Annotated in this window: 14 protein-coding genes; all 14 read left to right on the top strand. The window is 50.7% G+C overall.

All coding sequences use genetic code 11. From position 1 onward, the window contains the following. The first annotated feature begins 2 nt into the window (after positions 1 to 2). The 14 genes from P40081_RS20835 to P40081_RS20770 all read left to right on the top strand — a co-directional run bounded on the left by P40081_RS20835 (position 3) and on the right by P40081_RS20770 (position 16,423). A complete protein-coding gene (locus P40081_RS20835; RefSeq protein ID WP_042138132.1) occupies positions 3 to 1,406 on the top strand; it encodes a flagellar assembly protein A in 1,404 nt (467 codons plus the stop codon). A 66-nt stretch (positions 1,407 to 1,472) separates the two neighbouring features. Further along, positions 1,473 to 1,781 carry a hypothetical protein gene (locus P40081_RS20830; protein WP_042138131.1) on the top strand — a complete coding sequence of 103 codons (309 nt, stop codon included), beginning with the start codon at positions 1,473 to 1,475 and terminating at the stop codon, positions 1,779 to 1,781. Between the two features lie 62 nt (positions 1,782 to 1,843). After that, positions 1,844 to 2,422 (top strand): hypothetical protein, encoded by a 579-nt coding sequence (locus P40081_RS20825; RefSeq protein WP_042138129.1) that lies wholly within the window; start codon positions 1,844 to 1,846, stop codon positions 2,420 to 2,422. Continuing rightward, positions 2,419 to 3,054, top strand: a complete 636-nt coding sequence (locus P40081_RS20820) for a hypothetical protein (protein WP_042138128.1) — start codon at positions 2,419 to 2,421, stop codon at positions 3,052 to 3,054. The genes P40081_RS20825 and P40081_RS20820 overlap by 4 nt, the downstream gene beginning before the upstream one ends. 197 nt (positions 3,055 to 3,251) lie before the next feature. Next, positions 3,252 to 3,953 carry a 30S ribosomal protein S2 gene (gene rpsB / locus P40081_RS20815; RefSeq protein WP_036692565.1) on the top strand — a complete coding sequence of 234 codons (702 nt, stop codon included), beginning with the start codon at positions 3,252 to 3,254 and terminating at the stop codon, positions 3,951 to 3,953. 137 nt (positions 3,954 to 4,090) lie between these two features. Beyond that, complete coding sequence (gene tsf, locus P40081_RS20810; protein ID WP_039295244.1) at positions 4,091 to 4,741, top strand: translation elongation factor Ts; 651 nt, start codon at positions 4,091 to 4,093, stop codon at positions 4,739 to 4,741. A gap of 107 nt (positions 4,742 to 4,848) precedes the next feature. Further along, positions 4,849 to 5,577 carry a UMP kinase gene (pyrH, locus tag P40081_RS20805; RefSeq protein ID WP_039295247.1) on the top strand — a complete coding sequence of 243 codons (729 nt, stop codon included), beginning with the start codon at positions 4,849 to 4,851 and terminating at the stop codon, positions 5,575 to 5,577. Then, positions 5,577 to 6,131 carry a ribosome recycling factor gene (frr, locus tag P40081_RS20800; protein ID WP_039295250.1) on the top strand — a complete coding sequence of 185 codons (555 nt, stop codon included), beginning with the start codon at positions 5,577 to 5,579 and terminating at the stop codon, positions 6,129 to 6,131. Before pyrH ends, frr begins: the two co-directional genes overlap by 1 nt. Positions 6,132 to 6,209: 78 nt before the next feature. Continuing rightward, positions 6,210 to 6,977 (top strand): undecaprenyl pyrophosphate synthase, encoded by a 768-nt coding sequence (locus P40081_RS20795; protein WP_039295253.1) that lies wholly within the window; start codon positions 6,210 to 6,212, stop codon positions 6,975 to 6,977. A gap of 21 nt (positions 6,978 to 6,998) precedes the next feature. Further along, the gene (locus P40081_RS20790) at positions 6,999 to 7,802 is read left to right on the top strand and encodes a phosphatidate cytidylyltransferase (protein ID WP_042138125.1); all 804 of its coding nucleotides are present in this window, start codon (positions 6,999 to 7,001) and stop codon (positions 7,800 to 7,802) included. A gap of 22 nt (positions 7,803 to 7,824) precedes the next feature. Beyond that, entirely contained in the window at positions 7,825 to 8,964 is a 1,140-nt protein-coding gene (locus P40081_RS20785; protein WP_042138124.1) for a 1-deoxy-D-xylulose-5-phosphate reductoisomerase, read from the top strand. Positions 8,965 to 9,114: 150 nt separating this feature from the next. Further along, positions 9,115 to 10,389 (top strand): RIP metalloprotease RseP, encoded by a 1,275-nt coding sequence (rseP, locus tag P40081_RS20780; RefSeq protein ID WP_042138122.1) that lies wholly within the window; start codon positions 9,115 to 9,117, stop codon positions 10,387 to 10,389. 99 nt (positions 10,390 to 10,488) lie between these two features. Then, the gene (gene proS, locus P40081_RS20775; RefSeq protein ID WP_042138120.1) at positions 10,489 to 11,937 is read left to right on the top strand and encodes a proline--tRNA ligase; all 1,449 of its coding nucleotides are present in this window, start codon (positions 10,489 to 10,491) and stop codon (positions 11,935 to 11,937) included. A 160-nt stretch (positions 11,938 to 12,097) separates the two neighbouring features. Continuing rightward, complete coding sequence (locus tag P40081_RS20770; protein ID WP_042138119.1) at positions 12,098 to 16,423, top strand: PolC-type DNA polymerase III; 4,326 nt, start codon at positions 12,098 to 12,100, stop codon at positions 16,421 to 16,423. Positions 16,424 to 16,599 lie beyond the last annotated feature (176 nt).

Raw genomic sequence — 16,599 nt, 5'->3', positions numbered from 1 at the left:
ATTTGATCGGTCAATATGTTTTGGGCCAATACCTGAGTATTACGTTTTCGGATGATAAAGGGATTGCTTACCTCCAGTTCATCAAGAAGGATGAGAATTTCTCCTGTACAATAGAAGATCTTGAAAGCTTCCTGGTCAGTCACAACATTCGATTTGGCATCCAGCGGGATATTGTTCAGCGGATCTGCAGCAACCCGGAAGAATATTTCTGGAACAGGGTGCCGATCGCAATCGGCCAGCCTGCTGTCAACGGCAAGGATGGACGGATGGTACTGACCGTGGATCTGGAGGAAGACCGTAAGCCGCTGGAGAAAGAAGATGGCAAGGTTGACTATAAGGATCTGGTCCGGCTTCACAATGTGAGGAAGGGCCAGCTTATAGCCAGAATCATACCGGCAGAGAATGGTGTAAGCGGAAAGACAGTGACCGGGGAGGAGCTTCCGTATAGAGCAGGGAAGCAAGCCCATTTCAAGGTTGGCAAGAATGTACTGGTGGATCAGGAAGAGACCTCTATGTATTCGGCGATAGATGGATTGGTTACGCTGACAGACAAGGGCAAGATCAATGTATTTCCTGTATATGAGGTCAATGGTGATGTGGATTACAGTACAGGGAATATTGATTTTGTCGGGACGGTTGTCATTCGCGGCAATGTGCTTACCGGCTTCACCGTCAAATCCGCCGGAGATATCCGAGTGGTTGGCGGGGTGGAAGGTGCCGAGCTGATATCCGGCGGCTCCATCGAAATTACCGGCGGAATTATCGGCTATAACAAAGGCCTCGTAAGCGCCGGGAAAAATGTCAAAGTCTCATTTATCCAGGATGGCAATGTGGTGGCCGGAGAAGATGTAATTGTCTCGCAAAGCATTATGCATTCCAACATTCGCGCAGGCCGTGATGTGCTCTGTAACGGTGCCAAAGGTTTGATTGTAGGCGGGATAGTACAGGCAGGCGATAAAGTTGTCGCACGAACCATCGGCAATACAATGTCGACGGCTACAGCGGTTGAGGTGGGCGTTGTTCCCGAGCTGAGAAATGAGATTAATGAGCTGCGCCAGGAATTGCGTCACCTTCTTGAGAATGAAGACAAGACCAATAAGGCATTATACCTTCTCAATCAGTTGGCGAACAACGGTCAGCTTTCCCCGGATAAGGTGGCGCTCCGCGTGAAGCTCAATGCGACCAAGCAATCCCATATGCGTGATGAAAAGAGAATTAAGGAACGCGTACTCGAGATTGAGCGGATGCTTGAGGATACAGGCAGGGCACGGGTGGATGTGATCAAAACAATCTATGGAGGATCAAAGATTGTTATTGGCAGGTATACCAGATTCGTTAAAGATCCTACAGAACGGGTATCCTTTGTTTACAGTGAAGGGGATATATCGATAATACCGTACATTTAAGCAGGCAGGCAGCGGGAGCGGCCTGCTATTCCTTGATTCTATATGGACTATGGGAGATGAGATCTGATGAGTCTGAAACCGGTGGAACTACAAATCGCCCTGCCCCGGACACATGATGCAGCTAAAGTTCAGAACAGCCAGCAGCAGCGTCCGGCGCTTGACCAGCAGCAATTGGCAGGCCAGAACGTCAAGCATAGCCAGGAAATCGCCATGCGCAGCAGTGAGGTGGACGAATCTTCGGAATCAGCACTGCGGGACGGGGGTAAGGAGAAGCAGCCGGACAGCCACGCTGATCCGCGTCAGTCAAGGAAGCCGGAGACCGTCCACGATGCCGAGCATCCTTATAAGGGACACCGGATAGATTTCAGTCTTTGAGTCCAGTTAAACTATTGAATGAGTAAGCTTCTATGAATTGAATGTAAAAGGAGATTAGACACTTGGACCCATGGGTATATATCGTGCTGGTAGGCGCTGTCGCTATCGTTTATGCCCTGAGACTGCCGGCAAAGGCCAGCAAGGAAGACTCGGATGAGAAGAAGAGCCTCAAGGAGACGGAGGCCGCGCTGGAGTTATATATGGCAGATATCGAACATGAGAATACAGAACTGCTTCAGCTGGTCGGCAGCATCAAAGCGCAGTCGCAGAGTAACAAAACAGCCCTGCAGGAAGAGATTGGCACACTGCGTGAGCAGGTGGCTGAGCTTAGTAAGAGCCTGCTGCTTCTGGATGCCCGGCTGACCGCTGAAGAGAAAGGCCTGCTTCAGCTTGCCGCAACCTTCTCAAGGGAGCCTTCGGCTGCCCAGTCTGCGGAGAATGCTTCTGCAGCCCCAACTGCTGAAGCTGAAATTCAGCCTGCCAGGCAAAAGCCGGTCAGCTCCATAAAGCTGAGATATCCGCGATTGTTCGAACTGCATGAACAAGGAAAATCGATAGATTCTATCGCCAAGACTGCAGGTCTCCAGCGGGGCGAGGTCCAGCTGATTCTGCAGTTGGCCCATCAGGAGGAATCGGTATGATCAAGAACCGGTTCTTCATGCTCGGGTTAGGCATCGGTCTGATTGCCGGCGCACTGCTGCTGCAGCTGATGATTGCCGGGAAGGCTGCTCCGCTCACCAAAGAACAGCTGATCAAGGAAGCGGAGCGACTGAATTTGACCGTGGTGGATCATGTGCAGTCCCCAGATGAAGGGGCGGCCAGCGGGGAAGAGGAAGCACAGGAAGGCAATTCTGCGGGAACGCCCGAGTCTTCCCAGGTCCCAGCAGAGGAGGCGGCAACTGCTTCTCCGGCTCCTGCGGCCACACCTAAAGCCGCAGTGGAGCCGAGTGCAGCTGTGACTCCCGGCAAGCCGTCAGCGCCAGTACAGCCGGAGAGCAGTGCTGCAGACACGGGCATTGTAGCTCCAGCCAGTCCGGAAGCGCCTGCGGTTGCAGTGAACGGCGATATTTCTGTGCGGATTCCTACAGGAATTACACTCGCCCAAACTGCGGATGTGCTGGCCGGTGCCGGAGTTATTCAAGATAAAGCGGAGTTTCTTAAGAAGGCGAACAGCCGTAAAGTGAACAAGATTATCCAATACGGCAGCTACAGTTTTGCTAAGGGAGAGAGCGTGGACTCTATTATTGATAAGCTGATTACTGTGAAGAAATAAGTGTTTTACGATAAGAAATTTATAAATTCACAGTAATCGTTGCATAGAATGTTTTAATATGGTATAGTAATTGACGGTGTTAAAACACACGCCGGTTGATTTCGACAAGAGGTGCTTTCTTCTGAAGAAAGTCTTGTAGAAAGATGACACGCGGCGGAGGAGACACACAATAAACCAAAATTAGGAGGTGTGTGAAGATGGCAGTAATTTCCATGAAGCAGCTTCTCGAAGCTGGGGTACACTTCGGTCATCAGACTCGTCGTTGGAATCCAAAGATGGATCGTTATATCTTCACTGAAAGAAACGGAATTTACATTATTGACTTGCAGAAAACAGTCAAAAAGGTAGAGGAAGCTTACAACTTTGTAAAGAGCGTCGCTGGCGACAACGGCACAATCCTATTCGTAGGAACAAAGAAACAAGCACAGGATTCCGTAAAAGAAGAAGCTGAACGTTCGGGTATGTTCTTCATTAACCAACGTTGGCTCGGTGGTACCCTGACTAACTTCCAGACTATTCAGAAGCGTATTGACCGCCTGAAGAAATTGGAAGCTTGGGAAGAAGACGGTACCTTCGCAGTATTGCCTAAGAAAGAAGTTATCCTTCTCCGCAAAGAGAAAGATCGTCTTGAGAAATTCCTGGGCGGTATCAAGAACATGAAAGGTCTTCCAAGCGCGCTGTTCATCATTGACCCGCGTAAAGAGCGTATTGCTGTAGCAGAAGCTCGCAAATTGGGTATTCCTATCGTAGCTATCGTTGATACTAACTGCGATCCGGACGAAATCGACTACGTAATTCCAGGCAATGACGACGCTATCCGCGCCGTGAAGCTCTTGACTGGTAAAATGGCTGACGCTGTTGTTGAAGCTCATCAGGGCGAAGACACAACTACTGCTTAAGTAGTATCCGGGGGACATAAACAAGAACTTAAATGAAAAGGGTGGTTGGCAGGTGGATAACCTCTCACTGCCCTTTTTTTAGGATAATGGGCCTTGAGCCCGCGTATGACAACGACAATTATCTGGAGGGAATAACAATGGCAGTAGATGCAAAGGCAGTAAAGGAACTTCGTGAAAGAACAGGAGCAGGAATGCTCGATTGTAAAAAGGCCCTTGAAGAAGCAAACAACGATATCACAAAAGCGGCTGAATTGCTTCGTGAAAAAGGTTTGTCCGCAGCAGCTAACAAAGCTGGTCGTATCGCTACTGAAGGTACAGTAGAATCTTACATCCACGCTGGCGGCCGTATCGGCGTTCTGGTAGAAATCAACTGCGAAACTGACTTCGTTGGTAAAACAGATTCCTTCAAAGATTTCGCCCGCGATATCGCAATGCAAATCGCAGCAGCGAACCCGCTGTATGTTCGCCGTGAAGAAGTGCCGGCTGCAGATGTTGAGAAAGAAAAAGAAATTCTTAAGAACCAGGCGCTGAACGAAGGCAAGCCTGAAAAAATCGTTGAAAAAATGGTTGAAGGCCGCATCAGCAAGTTCTATGAAGAATATTGCCTGCTTGAACAGCCTTTCGTTAAAGACCCGGACAAGACTATTTCCCAATTGCTGAACGAAAAAATCAGCACTATTGGCGAAAACATCTCCATCCGCCGTTTCGTTCGTTACGAGCTGGGTGAAGGTCTTGAGAAGAAAGTCGATAACTTTGTTGAAGAAGTAATGGCACAAGTGAACCAATAATAGCTGAGAAGCATTTTGTAATAAGAACTGAATAAAGGCAAGCATCAAAAGAGCGGAACACATATCACGTAGTGTTCCGTCTTTTGTAAGAAAGTGAGGGTATACAATTGGAACAGCCGGTATTTAAGAGAGTAGTCCTTAAGGTTAGCGGTGAATCACTTGCCGGACAGAATGGCTATGGCATCGATGCCGAAACGATCATCTCCATCGCGGAGCAGGTCAAGGAAGTCGTTGAGCTTGGAGTTCAGGTTGCCATTGTGTGCGGCGGAGGTAACATCTGGCGCGGAATCGCGGGAAGTGCAAGCGGCATTGACCGGGCGACAGCGGATTATATGGGAATGCTGGCAACCGTCATGAACTCGCTGGCACTGCAGGATGCCCTGGAGCAGATTGATGTCCCTACACGGGTTCAGACCTCCATTGCCATGCAGCAAATTGCTGAGCCTTATATCCGCCGCCGGGCAATCCGGCATCTGGAAAAGGGCCGTGTAGTTATTTTTGCCGCAGGAACAGGGAATCCGTTCTTCTCGACGGATACAACGGCAGCGCTCAGAGCGGCCGAGATTGAAGCCGAAGTGATTCTGATGGCGAAGAACAAGGTGGATGGTGTCTATTCCGCGGATCCGTTCAAGGACAGCACTGCCGTGAAATACGAGCAGCTTACTTACATGGATATTCTGAACAAGAACCTGGGTGTTATGGATTCCACCGCTTCCTCTCTCTGCATGGATAATAATATACCGCTCATTGTGTTTGCTATTACAGAGCAAGGCAATATTAAACGTGTCGTTCTCGGCGAAAAGATCGGGACGATTGTTAAAGGGAGTGTAAATTAATGCCACAATCGGTGAAGAAAAATGCCGAAGAGCGTATGGAAAAAGCGATTTTGTCGCTAAAACGCGATTTGGCTACACTGCGGGCAGGACGTGCTTCGACGTCACTGCTGGATCGCATTCAAGTGGAGTACTACGGTGCTCCGACTCCTCTTAATCAGCTGGCTAACATCAGCACACCGGATTCCCGGACACTGCTGATCCAGCCGTGGGACAAAACATCGATGTCTGACATCGAGCGGGCGATTATGAAGTCTGATATCGGGATTACGCCAGCCAATGACGGTACAATCATCCGTTTGTCCATTCCACCGCTTACTGAAGAACGCCGCGGCGAGCTTGTAAAGTTCACCAAGAAGTTCGGAGAAGAAGCGAAGGTAGCTATCCGTAACATCCGCCGCGATGCGAACGATGACATCAAGAAGATGGAGAAGAACGGCATTTCGGAAGACGAATCACATGGACATCAGGAAGATATCCAGAAATCAACGGATAAGTTCATAGCTGAAGTCGATAAAGTGCTCTTGTCCAAAGAAAAAGAGATTATGGAAGTATAATGAAATTCAAGAGACTTCAGGCCCCTCCGTCTATGGTGGGGTTTGTCTCTTTCTGATAAGAGCTTGGAGGAAACGGAAATGATCAAACGGATTCAAGAATGGCTGAGCCGTAAAGACAGGCAGGAGCCAGTCGAGATTTCACCGGATAATATTCCCCGGCATGTAGCTGTAATTATGGATGGCAACGGACGCTGGGCGAAACGGCGCGGCTTGCCCCGTATTGTGGGTCATCAGAACGGGATGAAGGCGGTCAAACGTGCGACAATCGCGGCGAATGACCTGGGAGTAGAGTTCTTGACCATGTACGCTTTCTCCACGGAGAACTGGAAGCGGCCGAAGGATGAGGTTGATTTCCTGATGCGCTTGCCTGTGGAATTTCTGGCCATTGAACTGGATGAACTGATTGAGAAGAATGTACAGGTACGTGTAATGGGGGATACCGAGGCTTTGCCTTCCCATACCCGCAGGGCGATGGAAGAAGCGGTTGCCCGGACCGAAGGGAATACCGGACTTATACTTAATTTTGCACTGAACTACGGTGGCCGTAAAGAGATTGAAGACTGTATGCGCGGCTTGGGCAAGGATATCCAGGCAGGTATTCTGACACCTGATGAGATTACTTCAGCACTGATTGACAGCAGACTCTTATCCGGCGGACTGCCTGACCCTGATCTGCTGATCCGTACGAGCGGCGAAATGCGCCTCAGTAACTTTATGCTCTGGCAGATTGCCTACAGTGAATTATGGTTTACAGATGTGTACTGGCCGGAGTTTGACAAGACGCATCTGATGCAGGCTGTGGCAGAATATCAACGCCGCACACGCCGTTATGGTGGATTGAAGTAGCCTGATGGGAGATGGGAATCTTTGAAGCAGCGATTGATTACCGGAATTGTTGCCGGAGCCTTGTTTTTGGGCTTGTGCCTTTTGGGAGGCTGGCCGTATCAGCTGTTGCTGACTGCCATGGCCCTCATCGGCTATTATGAATTTGTAAAAATGACAGGTACAGCAACCTTCGGAGGGACTGCTGTACTTGGTTATGCGTCCGTAGTATGCTTCATGATCCCCTGGAACCTGCTGGGGACTTCCGAGTTATTATCGTGGGAGCAGGGAATCTGGCTGCTTATGCTGTTATTCCTGCTGGTTACGGTCTTCAGCAAGAACAAGCTGGATATTAAGATCACCGCTTTGATGTTCACCGGCATTGTATACATAGGGATGGGCTTCTCTTATATGGCTATCGCCCGCGGTGCGGGAGATGGACATGGGCTTCTCTGGACGTTTCTGCTGCTGTGCTGCATCTGGGGAAGTGATGCCGGAGCGTATTTTGTCGGCCGAAGCTTCGGACGCAATAAGCTCTGGCCGGCGATTAGTCCTAACAAAACTATCGAAGGTGCCCTTGGCGGAGTATTAATCTCTGCCGTGATTTCAATTGTTTTTGCCCTATTGGTTCCTGATCTGCTGACAATCGGACGCGCACTGCTTATCGGGGTTTCCTGCGCCGTTCTGGGTCAGCTCGGAGATCTTGTACAGTCTGCTTATAAACGGGTGTACGGTATTAAGGATTCAGGCTCGTTGCTGCCTGGTCATGGAGGCATCCTGGACCGCTGTGACAGCTGGATTATCGTATTTCCTTTCGTACATATCGTAATGCTGATGCCTTACTATTAACGACAGGAAGAAGGTTTCAACTGTGAAAAGAATCAGTATTCTCGGCTCTACGGGTTCAGTCGGCACCCAGACACTCGATGTCGTAGCCATGCATCCGGAAGCCTTTGTAGTGGACGGGCTGGCAGCGGGAACGAATACCCGGCTGCTGCTGGAGCAGGTCCGCCGCTTCCATCCGCGCCGCGTTTCTGTATCTACACCGGAGCTTGCAGCGGAGATCAGATCCAGTCTGCCTGCCGGCGTAGAGCTCTACAGCGGACGTGAAGGTCTGGTGGAGATTGCCGCCGGCGGTGACGCTGAGACGGTTGTGACTGCCCTCGTGGGCAGTGTGGGTCTGCAGTCTACAATGGCGGCTATTGAAGCCGGCAGACATATTGGACTGGCCAACAAGGAAACGCTGGTTACCGCCGGACACCTGGTTACGGAGCTGGCGGGCCGCAAAGGCGTCAAGCTGCTGCCGGTTGACAGCGAGCATTCAGCCATTTTTCAATGCTTAAACGGCGAGAACCGCGAAGATGTTGCCTCGATTACCATCACAGCATCCGGAGGATCTTTCCGTGATTATACGCGAGCACAGCTTAAGAATGTTACTGTAGAGGATGCGCTGCGCCACCCGAACTGGAGCATGGGGGCCAAGATTACGATTGATTCGGCAACCATGGTTAACAAAGGGCTGGAAGTAATCGAAGCGCATCATCTGTTTGCCCTCCCGTATGAACAGATTAATGTGCTGCTGCATCCGGAGAGCATTATTCACTCCTATGTGGAATTCCGTGACAGCAGTATCATAGCGCAGCTGGGAACGCCGGATATGCGGGTTCCGATTCAATATGCACTCACCTATCCGGACCGCTGGCAGTCGCCTGCTGAGCGGCTGTCGCTGGCCAAAGTAGCCAGTCTCACTTTCCGTGAGATGGACTATGAGCGCTTCCCCGCCCTGAAGCTGGCTATCGACTGCGGCACCATGGGAGGTACGGCTACAACCGCCTTCAATGCAGCGAATGAGATTGCCGTTGCCCGTTTCCTGCGCGGCGAGATTCCGTTCCTGCGGATTGACGAGATTATTGATGAAGTCCTTCAGCGCCATGAGAATGCGGCTCATCCGAATCTGGAGCAGATTCAGCACTGTGATACGGTGACCCGGGAACTTGCGGCTGTGCTGTAAGAGGACAAGGCGCATTTTGTATTCCGGAAATATTTGTTATGCCCTGAAAAATAGGGGTGGACTGTTGATTCTCTTGTGCCTTACCTTGGAATAATGATAAATTAAGAGGACATACTTCGGTCTTACACCTAAAGGGGGGAATGTTTCGCAATGGAGATGGTAAGAGTCGTTTTTTTGACGGTATTTATGTTCTTTGTTCTGGTGACCGTCCATGAATGGGGACATTATTATTTTGCCAAACGCGCCGGAATTCTTGTGAGGGAATTTGCTATCGGTTTCGGTCCGAAACTGTTTTCTTATAAACGCAATGAAACCCAGTTCACGCTTCGCCTGCTGCCGTTTGGGGGATATGCCCGGATGGCCGGAGAGGATCCGGAAATGATTGAGATCGGTCCCGGACAGACCATTGCGGTCAGACTGGGCCAGGATAATAAGGTGAAGAATATTTACCTGGATTCACTGGATACACGCAGAAATGTAATCCGCGGTGAAGCACAATTCACGGATCTTGAGAATGAGCTGAAAATCCGTCTCGATGTGGATGGTGAAGTAACCACATACGACGTACATCCGCAGGCGATGATGATTAAGGGAAGCCAGCAGACGCAGATCGCGCCCAAAGACCGCCAGTTCGGCAGTAAAAGCGTGGGCCAGCGCGCGGTGGCGATCTTGGCCGGTCCGGTGATGAACTTCATTCTGGCTTTTGTGCTGTTCGCACTTCATCTGCAAATGGCCGGTATCCAGGTGGAGAATCCGACCTATGTGAAGATCGGTGATGTAAGTGAAGGAATGCCGGCCCAGGAAGCCGGTCTGCAGAAAGGCGACATTGTCGTAGCCGTTAACGGCGAAACTATCGGTGGAGATTACCAGAAAATGATCTCGCTCACCTCTGCGTCCAAGGGCAAAGAGATGAAGTGGACACTGCAGCGCGGCGATGAAACGCTTAATGTAGCTATGATTCCCCGCAGTATGGAAGGGGAGGAAGGCGGCAAAGTCGGGATCACTCCGGAACTTCCTACTCGCAAGGCCGGGGTTGGTGAGACTATCACCAAGTCAGGAACTGCCATGGTGGATACCACGAAGCTGATCTTCATCGGCTTCAAGCAGCTGATCAACAAGTTCAATATGGATGATATCTCCGGACCCGTGGGAACCTTCCAGCTGACCGGACAGATTGCCCAGCAGGGGATTCAGTATTTGACTTATTGGGCGGCTATTCTCAGCCTGTATCTCGGGATCTTCAACCTGCTGCCGATTCCTGCACTTGACGGAAGCCGGCTCGTGTTTCTCGGCGTGGAGGCGCTGCGCGGTAAGCCGGTGGACCCGAACCGCGAAGGCATGGTCCATTTCGTAGGCTTTGCGCTGCTGTTCCTGGTGATGATTGCTGTGACTTATAATGATATATTACGCCTCATAAGCGGCTGATTTGTTCACATTACATTCTTTTGGGGTCCCCGCAAAGCTCTTGACAGCTTCACTTGTTAACCGGCGCTTTGCGGGGCGAATTTAGGAGGATCTCTTTACATGGCAAAAGACAAGCAGTTCGTTACGGAAATCACGCCGCAGGGCGAAGATTTCTCACGCTGGTATATTGATGTGATCAAAAAAGCGGACCTGATGGATTATTCTCCGGTCCGCGGCTGTATTGTGTTCAAACCGGACGGCTACGAGATCTGGGAACATATCCAGGAGGAGATGAACCGCCGCCTCAAGGAAACCGGACACCGCAATGCCTACTTCCCGCTGTTTATTCCGGAGAGCTTTTTCCAGAAGGAGAAAGAACATGTTGAGGGCTTCAATCCGGAGCTGCCTTGGGTGACTGAAGCTGGTGGCGATGTGCTGGAAGAACGTCTGGCAATCCGTCCTACTTCCGAGACCATGTTCGGCCACATGTATTCCAAATGGATTCAGTCCTACCGTGACCTTCCGGTGCTGATTAACCAATGGGCTAATGTAGTCCGCTGGGAAAAACGTACACTGCCGTTCATCCGTACTACGGAATTCCTCTGGCAGGAAGGCCATACCGCGCATGAGAATGAGACGGAAGCGCGTGAAGAAACGATGAAGATGCTGGATAACTACCGTGATTTCGTAGAGACTTTTCTGGCGATTCCGGTGGTTACCGGACAGAAGACACCATCCGAGCGGTTCGCTGGTGCGGTAGATACGTATTCCATTGAAGCAATGATGAAAGATGGACGGGCTGTGCAGGCGGCTACCTCGCATTATCTGGGTACCAAGTTCGCAGTTGCCTTTGATATCCAATACTTAAGCCGTGATAATGTACTGGAATATGCACATACAACCTCATGGGGCTCTACAACACGTCTAATCGGATCACTGATCATGGTGCATGGGGATGACCGCGGACTGGCTTTGCCGCCGAAGGTAGCGCCTACTCAGGTCATTATGATTCCGATCGGGCCGCCTAAGACCCGTGAAGCAGTGATCGGGCGCACAGATGAGCTGTTCAAAGAGCTGAAGAGTGCCGGAATCCGCGTACGTGTAGATGACCGCGCTGATGTTACACCGGGCTGGAAGTTCAATGAATACGAAATGCGCGGTGTACCGGTACGTCTGGAGCTTGGACCGCGTGATATGGAGAACGGAGTCTGCGTAATCGTATCCCGGATCAGCGGAGAGAAGAAGATTATCCAGCAGGAGAATCTGGTTGAAGAAGTGAAGGCTATGCTGAAGCAGGTTCACCAGGAAATGTTCGAGCGGGCTCTGAAGTTCCGTGAGGATCATTTCTATTCTGTAGATACCTTAGAGCAAATGAAGGAATCCATGGAAGAGAAGCGCGGCTTTGCACTTGCAGGCTGGTGCGGCTCGGAGGAATGTGAATCCAAGGTGAAGGAAGAAACAGGCGCAGGCAGCCGTAATATTCCGTTCAATCCGTCCGAAACGAAAGAGACTTGTATTTGCTGCGGTGAGCCGGCCCTGCATACAGTTGTATTCGCCAAAGCGTATTAAGCGGCAACTTCAATTTTTATTTGATCCTTTATATTAGCTTCTGGCGAGAGGAGTCGGCGGGCCGCAATTACCCAATGCTTTTTGAACCGGAAGCTTTTCTTACTATATTAGAATTATGTTATGGGTATAGCTAATTATTGCCGAGTTAGGTGGGGAAACCATGGAGCTAAACGTGGAGAGAAGAAAAAGGTTCGAGCTGTTAATGAAGCAGGGGGAAATTCCACCGGCCATTATTGATCCCTACTTTTTGGACGGGCAGATCGAGCGTGTGGAAATCAGCCGCGGTAACCGTGACTGGCATATTGTAATTGCGAAAGACAGCCTGGTTCCGGCCCAGACCTACCGGACCTTTGTCCTTAGAATGCGTGAGAAGCTGCAGCATATTGCCAAAGTCAGCTTCTTGTTCCTATATGATGACACAATCAACAGAGCGGATATTGTACAGGAGTACTGGGGAATGTTCCTCGAGTGGGTCCAGCGTGAGATTCCATCCGTTAACGGATGGCTGACGCGCTCCAGTCAGGACCTGCAGGACGGCACGCTTTTGCTTAGCCTGAGCGATTCCATGTCTCTTGAACTGGCCCGTAAAAAAGGCATCGAAGCAGCCATTATTAAATATTATGATAAATATTTCGGACTTTCCCTTAAGGTGAAGCTGCAGATTGCCGAGAACGAGAGCAAAGCGGATGCCTACGAGGAATTCCAGCAGAAACTCCAGCAGGAACAGCGTGAACTGGTAGAGATGATGATGATGGCCAGCGAACCGGACGAGCCTGAGGAACCCGGTGATCCGAATGAGGTAATTAAGCTTCAGATCGGATATGAGATCAAAGAGCAGGCCGTATCGATTCTGGACATCCAGGATGAAGAGAAGAAGATCACGATTCAAGGTACGATTTTTGGACTCGACACCAAAGAGCTGCGTAACGGCAACACGCTCTATACCTTCTGCATCACCGACTTCACCGACTCACTGCAGATGAAGATGTTTGCGAAGACCAAGGAAGACCTTAAAGTGATGGGGCAGCTGGCCAACGGTAAGTGGGTGCGGGCACGCGGCAAAGTTGAATACGACCGCTTCATGCAAATTCCGGAACTGGTGATGATCCCGTCGGATTTGTCGGAAGTCTCTGCACCGCCGGCGCGTAAGGACAATGCCAAGCAGAAGCGGGTGGAATTCCATCTGCATACCACAATGAGTACGATGGATGCAGTGGCAACCATCACCGATTATGTCAAAACCGCTGCGAAATGGGGACACCCGGCACTGGCTGTTACGGATCACGGTAATGTCCAGAGCTTCCCGGATGCGAACCATGCTGCACATAAGCATAAGCTCAAAATGCTCTATGGTGTGGAAGCCAACGTCGTAAATGATGCTGTAAACATCGTGGAGAATGCACAGCCCCTGGAGCTCAAAACAGCAACCTATGTCGTATTTGACATCGAAACCACCGGTCTGTCGATCACGCGCAACAATATTACAGAGCTTGCAGCAATTAAAATGTGCGAAGGCAAAGAGCTGGACCGTTATACAACCTTCGTTAATCCGCATGAAAAGATTCCTTACCATATCCAGCAGCTGACCAACATTACCGATGAAATGGTCAAAGACGCTCCTGATCTGGAACCTGTACTCAAAGAGTTCGTTGAGTTTATAGGCGACAGCATTCTGGTAGCCCACAATGCACGGTTTGATATGGGGTTCATTCAGGCTTCCCTGAAGAAGCTGGGACAGCCGCAGCTGCCGAATCCTTCGCTGGATACGCTGGAGCTTGCGCGTTTGCTCTTCCCGACGATGAAGAACCACCGGCTCAATACACTCGCTGACAAGTACAAAGTGCTGCTGGAGAGCCATCACCGGGCGGTGGACGATACGATTGCCCTGGGCGGTATCCTTAATGGATTACTCGCGGATGCGGAAAAGATGAAAGGGTTAACCCGGCTTGACCGGCTGAATGATTATGTAGGCAATGACCTCTCGAATGTACGGCCGTTTCACTGCGGCATTTATGCATTGAATCCGACCGGCAAAAAGAATCTCTACAAGCTGATCTCCATGTCGCACACGGAGTATTATAAACGGGTACCCTGTATCCCCAAATCGAAGCTTGAGGAACACCGGGACGGGCTGATTGTCATCTCCGGCTGTGAGCGCGGTGAGTTCTTTGAAGCGGTGCTGAACAAGACGGTGGAGGAGGCCATTGAGGTCGCCCAGTTCTATGACGTTCTGGAGATTCAGCCGCTGACCATGTACATGCATCTGGTGGATAAAGGCTTCGTGGCCAGCGCCGAGGATTTACGCGGTGTTGTGCGCAAGATATGTGAAATCGGCGACCAGATGAACAAGCCGGTCATTGCCACCGGCAACGTGCATTACCTGGAGCCGCGTGACAAGCTGTTCCGTGATATTACAATTCACGGGATTACCGGCTTCAGTCCGCTGAAGGACCAGCGTAAACCAGATGCCCATTTCAGGACCACCGAGGAAATGCTTACGGAATTTGAGTTCCTGGGCCCGGAAAAAGCGATGGAGGTCGTGGTCACCAATACCGTGGAGCTGGCCGAACGTTTCGAGGAATATGATCTGTTCCCGAGCGAGCTGTTCACCCCGATTATTGAAGGAGCGGATGATGAGATCCGCAATACCTGCTATGAGACAGCCAAATCAATTTACGGCGAGGATTTGCCGGAGGTTGTAGTAGCCCGTCTGGAGAAGGAACTCGCCCCGATTATTAAATACGGTTTCTCTGCCAACTATCTGATCTCGGAACGGCTCGTTAAAAAGTCGAACCAGGATGGATATCTCGTCGGCTCGCGTGGATCGGTAGGGTCGTCCGTTGTTGCAACGTTCCTTGGTATTTCTGAGGTTAATCCGCTGCCGGCCCACTATATCTGCACGAATTCGGAGTGCAGGCATAGTGAATGGTTCCTTGACGGCAGCGTGCCGAGCGGTTTCGACCTGCCGGACAAGGCCTGTCCGGACTGCGGCGGGAATCTGAAGGGTGAAGGCCAGGATATCCCGTTTGAGACGTTCCTGGGCTTCAAGGGGGATAAGGTTCCCGATATCGACCTTAACTTCTCCGGGGAGTATCAGCCGAATGCCCACAATTTTACCAAAACAATGTTTGGACCTGACAATGTATTCCGGGCAGGCACCATCGGTACCGTAGCTGAGAAGACCGCCTTCGGGTTCACAAAGAAATATGAAGAGCATCACCAGAAACGCTGGCGCGGAGCCGAGATAGGCCGTCTGGCGGCAGGCTGCACGGGTGTGAAGCGCAGTACGGGGCAGCATCCCGGCGGTATCGTTGTTTTGCCGGATTATATGGAGATTGAAGATATTACCCCTGTGCAGTTCCCGGCGGATGATGTTACGGCTGAGTGGAAAACAACCCATTTTGACTATCATGCCTTCGATGCCAACCTGTTGAAGCTTGATATTCTGGGCCATGATGATCCGACCATGATGCGCATGCTGCAGGATCTGACCGGCGTGGACCCGACCACCATTCCGATGAATGATCCGAAGGTGATGAGCATGTTCAACTCCACAGATGCGCTCGGGGTAAGACCGGATCAGATCCGGACCCCTGTAGCTACCTACGGAGTACCGGAAATGGGGACGAAATTCGTCCGCCAGATGCTCGTGGAAGCCAAGCCTTCCAGCTTTGCCGACTTGCTGCAGATTTCAGGCTTGTCCCACGGGACCGGTGTGTGGCTGGGGAATGCCCAGGAGCTCATCAAGAACAATACCTGCAACATCAAGACGGTTATCGGCTGCCGTGATGATATCATGCTCTACCTGATTTATAAGGCCGATATGGATGCCAGCCTGGCCTTCAAAATTACGGAAAGTGTGCGTAAAGGGAAGGGGCTTCCGCCCGAGTGGATCGAAGAGATGAAGAAATGCAAGGTGCCGCAGTGGTACATTGATTCCTGTCTCAAAATCCAATACATGTTCCCGAAGGCGCATGCGGCAGCGTATGTCATCTCTGCAGTGCGGACCGCCTTCTTCAAGCTGTATTATCCGATTGAATATTATGCGACTTACTTCTCTGTCCGTGCCGCTGATTTCGATATTGAACTCTGCTGCAAGGGATATGAGGCCATTGGTCGCCAGATTGTAGAGATCGAGCAAAAAGGCTTCCAGGCGCTGCCGAAGGAAAAAGCGATGCTTCCGGTACTGGAAATGGCACTGGAGATGACTGCCCGCGGCTTCACCTTCAAAAATATCGATCTGTACCGTTCCGATGCCACCAAATTCACCGTTGACGGCACCAGCCTGATTCCGCCGTTCTCTTCGCTTGCGGGTATTGGTGACAATGCCGCGATCAATATTGCGGCAGCCAAGGATGCCGGCGAATTCCTCTCCATTGAGGACTTCCAGCAGAAATCCAAAGCCAGTAAAACGGTGATTGAGCTGCTTAACGGAATGGGCTGCTTCCGCGGATTGCCGGAGAGCAACCAGCTGTCATTATTCTAAATTTCGCTGCAAATCATGCTTTGAAATAAGGGAGTCAAGGGCTGGTACTTGTCAGTGCAGACTCACTATGGTATAATTTTTTTGGTAATAATGAGATAAGTCCGTTGTGTAAAGAGTGGGGAAACCCACTCTTTATCTTTGGTATATAGCAAAAGACAAGTTCGTGGAGGTAATCT

This window comes from Paenibacillus sp. FSL P4-0081 (assembly GCF_000758565.1).
GTDB classification, from domain to species: Bacteria; Bacillota; Bacilli; order Paenibacillales; family Paenibacillaceae; genus Paenibacillus_AQ; species Paenibacillus_AQ phytohabitans.
Note: the sequence above shows the minus strand (reverse complement) of the source record. Positions and strands in the feature narration are given on the sequence as shown.